This window comes from Sporosarcina gallistercoris (assembly GCF_050459885.1).
Taxonomy (GTDB): Bacteria; Bacillota; Bacilli; order Bacillales_A; family Planococcaceae; genus Sporosarcina; species Sporosarcina gallistercoris_A.
The window spans coordinates 135,072-147,599 of sequence record NZ_JBCMNO010000006.1 but is presented as its reverse complement, the minus strand read 5'-3'; the positions used below and the strand labels follow the sequence as shown (position 1 = coordinate 147,599).

Here is a 12,528-nt window from a genome sequence, read left to right as displayed (position 1 = left end):
TCCTTTTCCCAATTAAAAAAGTAAGGCATTCATCCCCATTTTACACAATGGGAATGAATGCTGGGATGTGTTAAATATCGCGTGCCATTTCCTCTTTGAATCCGAAGAGGTACGTGAATAGGAATCCGCCGCCATAGGCGATGAGCAAGCCAAGGAAGTAGAACAAGTACTTGCCATCATCGATTAGAGGAATTAACGAAATCCCTGAAACCCCGATACCTGTTGCTGCTGTATGCATCACTGCCTGGAATGCACCACCGAGCGAGGCACCCATACATGCGGTGATGAACGGACGACCTAGCGGCAACGTAACCCCGTATAATAACGGTTCACCGATGCCAAGGAAGCCTACCGGTAATGCTCCTTTGATGATATTACGGAGGCGACGGTTTTTCGTTTTCACGAAGATCGCCATTGCAGCACCGACTTGCCCAGCTCCCGCCATCGCGAGAATGGTAAGCAATGCCGTGTTTCCGTATGTGTTGATCAATTCCAAGTGAATCGGTGTGAGTCCATGATGCAAGCCTACCATAACGAGCGGGAGGAAGAATCCTGCAAGGACAGCACCTGCGACAACTCCACCTACGTCAAGGACAGCTGTCAATCCCTTTGTAATTCCGTCTGCCAGCAGCCCCGCAACCGGTACGATTGCATAGAGGGAGAAGAAGCCGACAGTCAGCACTGTAATCAGCGGCGTCACGATGATATCGATTGCTGCCGGCATTACTTTACGCACATTCTTCTCGACAAACGTCATGAGGAATGCAGCAAAAATAACTCCGAATAAACCACCTCGGCCGACAACTAAAGGTTCACCATAAATCGTAATCTCTGCAAGGAATGGATTGAATAAGAACATTCCGGCGATTGCACCAAGTACTGGCGTGCCACCGAACTCTTTTGCTGTGTTCCAGCCGACAATCACTGCCAAGTACGTGAAGACACTCGTTCCGAGAAGCAGCAGAATCTGCATCCATGTCTGTGTTGGATCGACCCCTGCGTTTTTCGCAAAGTTTGCAGCTCCGTTGATGATACCGGATGCGACAAGTCCCGGAATCAGCGGGATGAAGATGTTACCGATTCGTCTCAAGAAACTCTTGAGCGGTGTACGGTTTTTCTCTTTCCTTCTCTCCCGGTCAATTGCAGCCCGCTCTTCGAATGTTAAGCTATCATACTCCGGTTCGGATTCTTCCCCGATTCCAAGCCCAGTGAGCTGACTCATTTCATCCGCTACGCGATTTACTGTTCCTGGCCCGATAACGACTTGCAAGGTTTCATCGACTACGACTCCCATGACACCTTCCACTTTTTTCAAAGCGGCAATATCCGCTTTACTATCGTCTTTCAGCGTTAGACGAAGGCGTGTCATACAGTGGGCGATCTTGCGGATGTTGTCTCTTCCGCCAACATGCTCGAGTATCCCATTTGCCATTTGCTGCTCTTTTCTCATCCTGAACCCTCCCTTTCTCTTCTCATCCATGAATGGCCCAACACACTACCTTATGCTTTTTGTATCGCTTTTCGAACAAATCCGCCTGTCGCTTCAATTCTTTCCTGTGCCTGTTCTTTCGTACAATCGAGTAATATCATGACAGTCGCCGTCTTCACGTGCTTCCCGGAAGCTTCATAGAAAGACGTTGCCGTATGTAAATCCACCCCAGTTGCTTCCATTATGATGCGTTTCGAGCGCTCTTGGAGTTTCAAGTTCGTCGCTTGCACATCGATCATCAAGTTTCCATACGCTTTTCCGATACCGATCATCGCAGCAGTCGAAATCATATTCAGCACCATTTTCTGCGCACTTCCTGCTTTCAATCTCGTGGAACCGGTCAACACTTCCGGACCTGTCGGAAGTTCAATTGCTATGTCAGCATGACTGCTCATTTCAGCACCTTCATTACAACTGATACTGATTGTATGAGCAGCGGTTTTGCGTGCATAGTCCAGCGCTCCAATGACGTAAGGAGTTCTGCCACTTGCTGCAATCCCGATGACCGTATCGTTTTCGTTCAACTGGATGTCCTTAAGATCTTGGACTCCAAGCTCTGGATTGTCTTCAGCACCTTCCACAGCCTTTGTGAACGCTTTCAATCCTCCCGCTATTAAGCCGACTACCATATCTGGTGACACTCCAAACGTCGGCACACATTCGACTGCGTCTAAAATCCCTAATCGTCCGCTTGTTCCGGCACCTACATATATCAGTCTGCCCCCTTTTTGAAATGAATGGATTACGGCATTCACCGTTTTTTCAATCGTTGGCAACTGTTCGTGAATCACCTCTATTACTGATCCATCCTCTTTATTCATTGCTCTCAGCACGTCTGCAACACTCATCGTATCCAGGGACATCGTTTGTGCATTGCGTTGTTCCGTGCCCAATTTCTCAAGCATGCGCCCACTCCTTCCACCTGTTTCATTGGTTCTATTGTACGCTTTTACGAAATTACAAGTCAATAGTTTAATTGAAATATATGAAATGTAATTTCATTTTATGCAAAAATCATTATCTTCTCAATTTCACCGCCTGTTCACGGGCATTCTGATACCGGTCAATAATAGACTCGCCCATTTGGTTCACTAAGCTGATGTACAAGCTGTCGATCACAGTCAGCTGCGTCATACGGGACGTAATACTTCCCACCCGAAAATCCTTTTCTACATTGGGTGTTGCCAGCTGTATATCCGATTCTTTGGATAAAGGGGATTTGTTCAAGTTCGTAATCCCAATCAGAGTGGCCCCTTGTTTTTTCGCAAACCTTGCGAGTTCGACGACATCCTTTGTTTCACCAGACATACTGATGGCAACAAATACATCATTTTCGCTTAAAAAAGGGATGACGGAGAGCATGTAATGGAAATCCGCATGATATTCCACTTGGTACCCGAGTTTGGCAAACTTGAATTGAGCGTCCATCGCCGCAATCGCCGATCCGCCTACCCCATAAAATAATATCCGGTGCGCATTTTGAAACGCTTTGACCGCCTTCTCGAGCTCTTTCTTTTCGATGGATGCCAGTAACAGTTCGATCGCCCCACGATTGACATGAACCACTTTTTGAAACAACTCATACGGAGAATCTTTTTTCTGTGTAATTGAAAAATCCGTTATGTATTCTTCCGTTGTCGCAAGCTCTTGTGCCAACAAAATCTTGAATGCTTTAAAACTTCCAATTCCCACTGACTTGGTGAATCGCACAACAGACGCTTCACTGACGTCCGTCTTTGCAGCCAACTCTTTTGTAGTCATCGTTGGGATCAGTTCTGCATGGTTCAGGATATACTCCGCAATCCTCAGCTCCGTTTTTGAAAACCGGTTCATTTGATTCTTAATTTGTCCTAACACTCTGATCTCCCCCTAAGCTATTCCTTCCATTATGACTGAAACAAGAGTCTTTTGACAATGTAGAATTGCAAGACACTGCGTTTTTGTGACTTTGCTAGCAACTAGCCCCTAGCATATCCGCCCGTTCTCCGACAGTTATTGAGATTTGCCCGACTTATGGTGGTTCTCCGACACTTGGAACGATTTCTCCGACATGTGAAGGGAGTTCTTCGCCACTGGACGATACTTCCCCATCGCATAGGCTCATTTCTCCGACACCTGGCGGAATTTCTCGATATCGGGACACAATTCAACCCCTTCAAAGGTCTGATCGGGGGCGCTTCGCTTATTGAAGGAAGGCTACTCCCTCACCTCCAGCTTATTCCGCGTTCCCCGACACAGCCCGTCATTTGGCCATCACCTGACGAGCGTTCTCGTTCACCTAATGCCCTTTACCAATCAGCTCTCCTCATTTCTCCGACACCTGGCGAAGTTTCTCGATAACGGGACACAATTCAACCCCGTTAAAGGACTGATTGGGGGCGCTTCGCTTATTTAAGGAAGGCTACTCCCTCACCTCCAGCTTATTCCGCGTTCCCCGACATATCCTGTCATTTGGCCATCTCCTATTGAGCGTTCTCGTTTACCAAGTGCCCTTTACCAATCAGCTCTCCTCATTTCTCCGACACCTGGCGAAGTTTCTCGATACCGGGACACAATTCCCTGGCTTTAAGGGATTCATCGGGTGGTGCTCCACTTGTGGAGGGATGGGAATTCACCATGCAATAATCGATTCAGCCAGTTGACACGTATAATCGTTCACATTGCATCATGAGTCAGCCAAATCCCGTGGAGAATCCGCAATATGGAAGAATTAGTGGGGTTCCATGCATAATTCATCAACTTATTCAAAAAAATGTCTTTCCACTCATTTGGAAACCTAGTATACTAGTATTAAAATACTATCCCCAGATTGGAGCGTTCATGATGAAAAAAATTGGAGCTGTTCTTACCGCAACTGTATTAGCGTTTGGCGTCGCCACAATCCCTGCACAACCTGCTGATGCTGCCCCCGCAAAATTCAAAAACTGTACCATGCTGAATCAGACTTACAAAGGTGGAGTAGCAAAGAACGCTACAGTACGCAACATTGGCGGAAAGACGAAGTATGCACCTACTGTCAACGCTGCAATTTATAACGCTCATACAAAAATGGATCGAGACAAAGACGGCATCGCTTGCGAGCGTTAAGGTATTGCTAGTTTGCAAGGGAATGTTTTGACGAATACACAACCGTTCTCGATTGGATATGTGACCTACGTCATTGCCCTAGCTTTTGCTGATGTCATCTTCGAACCAAAATCTTTGCTCCCGTATTGACGCTCACTTTGTTATTCGGGGTCTATCCACTCTATATCGATAATTATTCAATTCAAGTCCGAACAATAAAAGAAGCATCTTCCACCAGCTAGGTTGGAAGATGCTTCTTTTCACTTTATTTTCCTCATATGATACACCCCGAAAAACATTACGACAAACATCAACGCCAGGAACCCACCGAAAAATAAATTGCTCATTTCAGTCGAATAACCAAGAGCCACACGAACGACTTCCCACTGGATATAAACCATTAACAGGAGTGAAAGGTTTTTCACACGATTCAACAGTCTTCTGCTATATTGATAAAACATTGGTGCGTTCGTTTCACTCAAGTGTTTTGGATAGTTATGTGTTTCAGGATGTCGCTCGAGAAACTCAAGTAATGCAAACAATCCTGCACTAATCATCGGCAACAGAAACAAAAACCATTTCGATCCATAGTTATCCACCTCTCCCGCTCCGTTAAAGTGAATAGGGACCTGCTCGGGCAACTGATTCCATTGAAATAGTGTATAGATGATGACCGCTACAAAGATCAGGATAGCAATCAGATCACAAACCCGGTCTCCCTTAGTTTTGTGTGTATCTACATGAGGGGATAGCTTTCGCATGTTCATCACTTCCTTTTCGCATCGTATCTACTTCCTATTTTACGAAAAGGGTTGCGGAAAGTTTCAGTTACTTTATCCTACCGAATCCCATTTTTCATTCAACCTCACATCATCGAAGAAAACCAAAGCCCAAGCACGGTACCGACGTAATTCCCGATTATATAACCAAGTGTTCCTACCACTAATATCGGGCCAATCAAATCCTTCCATCCTTTTGCAATCGCCAAGGCAGCGGCAGTTGTTGGCCCGCCAATGTTGGCATTACTTGCTAGAAGGGTATCTTCTAAATTAGCATTCAGCAGTTTTCCAGCAGCCAACGAAACTATCATATTGACCATGACGATGATGAATACGAAAACAAGGAGTAGTGGTGCATTCTGCACGATCAATGGAATCGACGCCGGTATCCCGATGACCACAAAGAATAAATAAATTAAAAATGTCCCGAACTCTTGGCTTCCATTGATCTTTTCAAAATAGGTAGGAAACATAGCTAATACGGTAAACGTAACCGTGGTCAGTACAAGGTATTTATCTCCAAAAATCGCATGTGCCAAGTTCATGATTCCTGAAACGTTCTCTCCCGAAGGAATCAGGCCGCCAATGAAGTCCGCTAGTTTGAACGATACAATGACGAGAAGGAAAGCGGTACCGATCGCCATTGCAATATCTTTTAACGAAATGTCTTTTCTCTTCCAAAAACTTTCTGCAAGCGTTTTCCCATCTTCTTGGGATACACCATTTTCTACCTGATCGATATGAGGGGTAGCATAACGTTTCCTAAAGAATCCAATCGTCGGGATCAGCATTAAGATGACGAAGTACACGGCCATCATCAGATTATCTGCAACGACTGTTGCGGATACGAGGTCACCAGGCGCTTCAAACTTTCCTGCCATAGCTGCAAAGTTGACACCGCCTCCGATGTAGGATGCGCTGATCATTCCACCGATTTTATCCAGGTAAGGAATGTGATCTTTCAAGAGAAAGAAGCTGATAATGGTTCCCGCTACTGTTCCGATTGAACTTAATAGGAACAACGCCAGCAGCTTGCCACTCTCCGTCCATATTTTCTTAATATTGACGTGAAATAGTAAAAGCGGAATTGCAAGAGGAATAATGACGCCCCAGACTGCGTCATACACGGGAGATTCTATCGGGATAACCTCTGTATTTGATAGAAAAATAGCGCCTACCAATGCAATGATTGCCCCCGAAATCTTGGAAGCCCAGCTGAAACGCTGTTCTAAATAGATACTGACAGATGCCACTACGACAATGATTCCCCACAATGTCAGAGTGTCGTCTGGCTGGATTAATGTATTCGTCATCCATTACGCCTTCTTTCTGTTGTTAAATGGGTCATAAACCGCTCCGCATTTTTGTGACTGATAGCCTCGATCCCACTTTGGGAATATCCACGCTGTTTCATCTGTTCAAGAAGTGCAGGAACTTTTGTGACATCTTCCAACCCTTCCGTTAACACATCCAGATCATCTCCTAGAGAATGGTCACTTAGATAATCAAGGAAGTCGAATCCAAACGCAACATGATCGATTCCTGCAATAGATACGATATGGTCGATGTGGTCGATAAATCGATCAACGTTCGGATGCTGTTCATCCACAAACTCCCCATAAGCATTCAATCCAATCACCCCGTTACGTTCAGCGATGATACGGATTTGGTCATCCGTTAAATTTCTCTCATGATCGCATACCGCTCTTGCGTTACTATGAGATGCAATTATCGGAGAGTCCGTATGGCGGATCACATCCCAGAAACTTGGTTCGTCCAGATGGGACACATCTATGATGAAACCCGACATCTCTGACTTGGTCAATAGTCTTCTTCCAAGTGCAGTAACACCTCTTTTCCTTGTGACAGAGGATGCACCCGTCCCGCTCGCAAAAGCATTTTGTTCGTTCCAGACCATGATGATGTGTTGAATATTTTTCTCTTCTATGTATTCAAAAGTGGTATCGATCGTTTCGTTTTCCGACTCCGTCAACCATTGATCTAAAAAGGAGAGTCCCTCGATTCCTAGATAAATTCTTATTCTATCGTCTGGATTTAATTCTCCATGAATCCCGTTGAGGGGCTGAACAACTGCATGCTCCGACTCCAGTAGGTCCGTTTCAACATGCATGATAAGTTCACGAAAACGTTCTAGCGGTTTATCAGAAAAAATAGGTTCTGTCCAATACACGCAAACGATTGAACTCACTCCCCCCTTTTTCAGTGCCGGATAATGGATTCTGTCAAAAACATTCGTTTCCCCGCGAGCTCTTCGAAAGGCGATGTCAGTAAACAAGTCAGAATGCAAGTCGAAAATTTTCATAGAATTCCCCTTTTCAGTATTCTAATATATCTGAATAAATATATTGTATCATAGCGAATACGTAGTGTAGAGATACAGATTTCACTTTTGAAAATTTCTAGTCTGGTAGACTAACCGGGTCCAGAGGCTTCCATCAATTGAGGGAATAGCTCTTTCTTGAATATGCGAAATGTCGCCAATTCATCCCTTGCAGCTGTTGAATTGTTACCGGTTAACGGGAAACTTCGTTAGGTGTCGGGGAAAGCTTGCTGCGTGATCGAGAAGTTTGCATGAGTGTCGGAGAAGTCTTGCTAAGTGTCGGGCAAACCATTACAGCTGTCGGACAACTTGGAAGTGGTGCTCTTAGCGGAGTAGCCCTCCCTCAACAAGCGCAGTGATGCCAATTAATCCTTTGAAGCAGGTGAATTGGGTCCCGTTATCGAGAAACTTCGCTAGGTGTCGGGGAAATGAAAAGGACTGATTGGTAAAGGGCACTAAGTGAACGAGAACTTTCATTAGGTGTCCGACAAATCATCACAACTGTCGGTGAACATGGGAAAGCTGCTTTCAGCGGAGCAGCCCGTCCCTCAACAAGCGTAGCGCTACCAATTAATCCCTTAACGCAGGTGAATTGGGTCCCGTTATCGGGAAACTTTGCTAGGTGTCGGGGAAATCTTGCTGCATCATCGAGAAGTTGGCATGAGTGGCGGAGAAAAAGCGCTTGGTGTCCGACAAACCATTACAGCTGTCGGACAACTTGAAAATGGTGCTTTCAGCGGAGCAGCCCGTCCCTCAACAAGCGTAGCGCTACCAATTAATCCCTTAACGCAGGTGAATTGGGTCCCGTTATCGAGAAACTTTACTAGGTGTCGGGGAAATCTTGCTGTGTGATCGAAAAGTTGGCATGAGTGGCGGAGAAAAAGCGCTAGGTGTCCGACAAACCATTACAGCTGTCGGACAACTTGAAAATGGTGCTTTCAGCGGAGTAGCCCGTCCCTCAACAAGCGTAGCGCTACCAATTAATCCCTTAAAGCAGTTGAATTGGGTCCCGTTATCGAGAAACTTTGCTAGGTGTCGGGGAAATCTTGCTGTGTGATCGAAAAGTTGGCATGAGTGGCGGAGAAAAAGCGCTAGGTGTCCGACAAACCAGCACAGCTGTCGAAGAACTCACGTTAGGTCCACTAAAAAAAAACGCTTCACCCGAAGGCGAAGCGTCCCTGTTCAACTATCATACATTCAGAGCGGGTAAATGCTGTACAAGTGTTACGTAAGTTGATAACTCCGCGCCGAGAATCATGTTCGCTTCAGATTCACCTGTTGTTCCCTGCTTTTGAGTGGATTCCCCATGCGATTTATCGTTCTCACGACTTTTCAGCCATTCTTTAAAATACTTTTCATGTTCCCACGTTGTACAGATGTGCAACTCGTCGTGATCTTCGAGATTCTCTTTCATCCATACTTCCATCCGGAGGAATCCAGGGAACGTGTGAACTGATTTCGGCTTGGCAAAGCGATCCGCCACTTCCTGTGCTCTTCCTTTTTCAACACGGATTACGTTCACTGCCGTCATCTGGCTCATACAAGCGCCTCCCTTTTTGACACTAAATACTCAAGAACTGGCCGTGCTGCTTCCCCACCACGTTCTGCATGACGGAGCAATGGAATTCCATGTGCCCCTTTCGCATCGATCATCAGGGGAAATCGTTCGATCAAACTACGTACGACTTCCAATTCACCCAGCATTGCCGCTGAAAAAATATCCATCCGTGCATCATTTGCTAGCAACAGTTCGGCAATGTCCCGATTCCCTGTATGGGCGGCAGCACCGAGGCCACTTTCCCAGTCATCTCCGCCCCAGTTCATGACACTGTGCACGAGTGCCGGTTCCACCGCAAGCAATGCCTTCACTTCCGATAAATTCCCATGAGCCGCGATAATGAACTCCCTTACCAACGCATGATTCAGTTGCTCTTTCTTTTCAGCTTCTTGTCGCATTGACCTCATCCCTTTGCAATTTAGTAGGTGTGAAAAAGCTCATTCCATTTTTCGTGAAAATATCCGCATCAATTTCAAAAATCGATTGGAACATATCTTTGCATAAGACACATTGCGGTATGCCGTCAAATCGGATACAGCCGTCTTTCAAGACGACGAGCCGATCACTGTATCGGGCCGCTTGATTGATATCATGCAGCACCATGACGACAGTCATCCCGAATGTTGCGTTCAGTTCTTTCACTAGCTCCATCACTTCTAGCTGGTGAGCGATGTCCAAATAGGTCGTGGGTTCATCCAGTAAAAGCACTTTCGGACGCTGTGCAACCGCCATCGCAATCCAAGCGCGCTGCCGTTCGCCTCCTGATAATGAGTTCAACATCCGGTTGCGGAACGGTTCCATATGGGTCACTTCGAGAGCCCATTCCGTCACTTCCCGATCTTCCGGTGAGAATCTCCCTGAACGATTGCGATGGGGATGGCGGCCGAATTCCACAAGTTCTCCCACTGTTAAGTCGAGCTGATGATCTTGCATTTGCGGCAACATCGCCAGCGTTTTCGCAACATCTTTCGTGTCCATTTGCACAATCCGCTGTCCATCCAGAATGACTTCGCCTTCGTTAGGTGACAGTAATCTCGAAATGACTCGCAGGAACGTTGATTTTCCTGAACCATTCGGCCCTATCAAACTGACAATCTCCCCTTCAGGAATGTGCAGATCGATCTCTTTCAAGCTGAATGTTTCCGATTGGTGATACGACAACTCCTTAGCTGTCAGCAAACGAATCCCTCCGTTTCTGGATTAAATACAAGAAGAACGGGCCGCCTAGGAAGGATAGTAAAATCCCGACAGGCAATTCTATCGGACTGAATACCGTTCGAGCAACAGTGTCCGCAACTACCACGAGCAATGCACCGCCTAGTGCGGAAGCGGGCAATAGAAAGCGATGATCCCCTCCCACAAGTGAACGCATGATGTGAGGGACGACGAGACCTACGAATCCGATTAGCCCCGAAACACTGACCGCGATTCCCGCGAGCAGCGTACTCATTACGATCAGATAAAAGCGGCTGCGCTCAACTTTGTGTCCAAGCAGTTTTGCGACTTCATCCCCCAATCGTAGAATCCGGATATGTGGTATCGCAAAAATTGCCAGGACCAGTGCCGCTAGTGAATACCAAATAATAGTTCCGAACTGTACCCAGCCCGCTCCAGCAATTCCACCCGCCAGCCAAGGAAGAACGGATTGCACTCGATCACTGTAAAGAAGCATGAGGGCACTCATACACGCGCCAATGACAGCATTCACTGCAACTCCTACAAGGATGATCCTCACCGCGGAAGTCCCGCCACGCCAAGACATGGCGTAAATCACAAGGGCGGTGACAAGTGCACCGAGGAATGCAGCTGCAGGCAGAAGCATAATGTACGCCGGGAACAAAATCATGATGACTGTTGCCGCAAGTCCTGCTCCGGACGATACGCCGATAATCCCCGGATCAGCAAGAGGATTCCTCATGATCCCTTGCAAAATGGCGCCTGAGGTCGCTAAACACATTCCGACGATCAGACCGATCAGCAGCCGCGGAAGTCTCAGCTCCCATATGATTCGTCGTTCGAGCGTGTCTGCTGAACTGAATAATCCATTCACGATTTCAGTGAATGAAAATGTAACAGAACCGATCATCAGACTAGCAGTTGCGCCGATAATAAGCAGTACAGCCACAGTTATCAGAACCGTGGTCCGCCGTTGTTGCAGCGGATGCCTGACCCCTCTTTCTTTTTCTTGTTCATTGACCGCAATCATTTCGATTTTGCTTCTTTCAAACTGTCATTCATCACTTGAAGTGCGTCAGCTACCTTCGTTCCAGGGTTCGTACCGAACAAATGCGAGGGCAATACGGTCACCTTCCCATTTTTCACAGCGTCCAAGTTCTTCCACGCCGGGTTCTTTTCCATTTCTCCCTCGAACGCTTTTTTCACGGCTTCCGGATCTCCGTGCGTAATCAGCATGACGGCTTCCGGATTCCTTTCAATAATCTTTTCCGTACTAAGACTTGCGTATTGCGGATACTTTTCTTCTTGCGGAAAATCTGATGCGATGTTTTCACCGCCAGCGCGTTCAAGCAAGTCTCCGGACAATGAATTCGGAAGCGCCACTAAGTAGGATCCGGGAGCACCATAGACAAGAAGCGTCTTCACGCCGCTTTCCCCTTCAGCCCCAGCGAGTGCATCCAATTGTTCATTCAGCCCAGTAATCACTTTTTGAGCTTCTTCGGATTTCCCTAACATCGTTCCAAACATGTCGATCGTTTGTAGAATATCTTCTACAGAATTCGCTTGAGTGTAGACGACTTTCGTCCCTTGAGCTTCGAGATTAGCTGCATACTGTTTGAAACTTGGCGATGCAATCAGAACCTCGGGATGGACTTCTGATATCTTTTCAAAGTTCGGCTGATGAGGATTACCGATTTCTTGAACGTTTTTGAGCTCGTCCGCCGTTTCACCTTGAGATGAAGGCCGGCCGACCACGTTCGCATCGAGCGCAAGCAGCATGTCCAGATCTCCGCTGCTGAGCGTCGCAATCGATTCAGGCGCTTCTTCAAATATGATTTTCTGCCCAGTTGCATCTGTGATTTCAATCTCTTTATTCTCATTTACATCCACTGACTGAGAAGAATCGGTTCCTGCTGTTTCAGTAGCAACCACTTCTTTTACAGCTCCTTCACCATTACTATCTGCACCGCCACATGCGGCAAGTAATGTCATACAAACACTTAAAACTAATGCAACTATATAATTTTTCAACTCGTCTTCCTCCTTTTTAATTGAGAACTTTTCTCAATAAATCAAGTATAGTTGATAATGATAATCGTTGTCAATTAAGTTTTCGGAA

General features: G+C 46.4%; 15 protein-coding genes. 3 read left to right on the top strand and 12 right to left on the bottom strand.

Annotated elements, in window-relative coordinates:
* Window positions 1-70: 70 nt before the first annotated feature.
* The 4 genes from ABE021_RS04645 to ABE021_RS04630 all read right to left on the bottom strand — a co-directional run bounded on the left by ABE021_RS04645 (window position 71) and on the right by ABE021_RS04630 (window position 3,632).
* Complete coding sequence (locus ABE021_RS04645; RefSeq protein ID WP_430287122.1) at window positions 71-1,450, bottom strand: PTS transporter subunit EIIC; 1,380 nt, start codon at window positions 1,448-1,450, stop codon at window positions 71-73.
* 50 nt (window positions 1,451-1,500) lie between these two features.
* Entirely contained in the window at window positions 1,501-2,394 is an 894-nt protein-coding gene (murQ, locus tag ABE021_RS04640; protein WP_430287121.1) for an N-acetylmuramic acid 6-phosphate etherase, read from the bottom strand.
* A 112-nt stretch (window positions 2,395-2,506) separates the two neighbouring features.
* Window positions 2,507-3,346 (bottom strand): MurR/RpiR family transcriptional regulator, encoded by an 840-nt coding sequence (locus ABE021_RS04635; protein WP_430287120.1) that lies wholly within the window; start codon window positions 3,344-3,346, stop codon window positions 2,507-2,509.
* Window positions 3,347-3,500: 154 nt separating this feature from the next.
* Window positions 3,501-3,632 carry a hypothetical protein gene (locus ABE021_RS04630; RefSeq protein ID WP_430287119.1) on the bottom strand — a complete coding sequence of 44 codons (132 nt, stop codon included), beginning with the start codon at window positions 3,630-3,632 and terminating at the stop codon, window positions 3,501-3,503.
* A 680-nt stretch (window positions 3,633-4,312) separates the two neighbouring features.
* Between ABE021_RS04630 and ABE021_RS04625 the strand changes: the two genes are divergently transcribed.
* Window positions 4,313-4,576 (top strand): excalibur calcium-binding domain-containing protein, encoded by a 264-nt coding sequence (locus ABE021_RS04625; RefSeq protein WP_430287118.1) that lies wholly within the window; start codon window positions 4,313-4,315, stop codon window positions 4,574-4,576.
* 239 nt (window positions 4,577-4,815) lie between these two features.
* Here ABE021_RS04625 and ABE021_RS04620 read toward each other — a convergent pair whose 3' ends face one another.
* The 3 genes from ABE021_RS04620 to ABE021_RS04610 form a co-directional block, all read right to left on the bottom strand.
* Window positions 4,816-5,316: a DUF1648 domain-containing protein gene (locus ABE021_RS04620; protein WP_430287116.1), complete on the bottom strand. Its 501-nt coding sequence runs from the start codon at window positions 5,314-5,316 to the stop codon at window positions 4,816-4,818.
* 104 nt (window positions 5,317-5,420) lie between these two features.
* Complete coding sequence (locus ABE021_RS04615; protein ID WP_430287114.1) at window positions 5,421-6,647, bottom strand: DUF819 domain-containing protein; 1,227 nt, start codon at window positions 6,645-6,647, stop codon at window positions 5,421-5,423.
* Window positions 6,644-7,657, bottom strand: a complete 1,014-nt coding sequence (locus ABE021_RS04610) for a dipeptidase (protein WP_430287113.1) — start codon at window positions 7,655-7,657, stop codon at window positions 6,644-6,646. Before ABE021_RS04610 ends, ABE021_RS04615 begins: the two co-directional genes overlap by 4 nt.
* Window positions 7,658-7,902: 245 nt before the next feature.
* On the opposite strand from ABE021_RS04610, the gene ABE021_RS04605 reads away from it, so the two are divergent.
* Window positions 7,903-8,034, top strand: coding sequence for a hypothetical protein (locus ABE021_RS04605; protein WP_430287112.1), 132 nt, complete (start codon window positions 7,903-7,905; stop codon window positions 8,032-8,034).
* A gap of 277 nt (window positions 8,035-8,311) precedes the next feature.
* A complete protein-coding gene (locus ABE021_RS04600; protein ID WP_430287110.1) occupies window positions 8,312-8,527 on the top strand; it encodes a hypothetical protein in 216 nt (71 codons plus the stop codon).
* 337 nt (window positions 8,528-8,864) lie between these two features.
* Here ABE021_RS04600 and ABE021_RS04595 read toward each other — a convergent pair whose 3' ends face one another.
* The 5 genes from ABE021_RS04595 to ABE021_RS04575 are packed head-to-tail and all read right to left on the bottom strand — an operon-like array spanning window position 8,865 to window position 12,440.
* Complete coding sequence (locus ABE021_RS04595) at window positions 8,865-9,215, bottom strand: antibiotic biosynthesis monooxygenase (RefSeq protein WP_430287109.1); 351 nt, start codon at window positions 9,213-9,215, stop codon at window positions 8,865-8,867.
* A complete protein-coding gene (locus ABE021_RS04590) occupies window positions 9,212-9,631 on the bottom strand; it encodes an ankyrin repeat domain-containing protein (RefSeq protein WP_430287107.1) in 420 nt (139 codons plus the stop codon). The genes ABE021_RS04595 and ABE021_RS04590 overlap by 4 nt, the downstream gene beginning before the upstream one ends.
* Window positions 9,615-10,412 carry an ABC transporter ATP-binding protein gene (locus ABE021_RS04585; RefSeq protein ID WP_430287106.1) on the bottom strand — a complete coding sequence of 266 codons (798 nt, stop codon included), beginning with the start codon at window positions 10,410-10,412 and terminating at the stop codon, window positions 9,615-9,617. The genes ABE021_RS04590 and ABE021_RS04585 overlap by 17 nt, the downstream gene beginning before the upstream one ends.
* Window positions 10,399-11,439: a FecCD family ABC transporter permease gene (locus tag ABE021_RS04580; protein WP_430287104.1), complete on the bottom strand. Its 1,041-nt coding sequence runs from the start codon at window positions 11,437-11,439 to the stop codon at window positions 10,399-10,401. Before ABE021_RS04580 ends, ABE021_RS04585 begins: the two co-directional genes overlap by 14 nt.
* Window positions 11,436-12,440, bottom strand: a complete 1,005-nt coding sequence (locus tag ABE021_RS04575; RefSeq protein WP_430287102.1) for an ABC transporter substrate-binding protein — start codon at window positions 12,438-12,440, stop codon at window positions 11,436-11,438. Before ABE021_RS04575 ends, ABE021_RS04580 begins: the two co-directional genes overlap by 4 nt.
* Window positions 12,441-12,528: the final 88 nt, after the last annotated feature.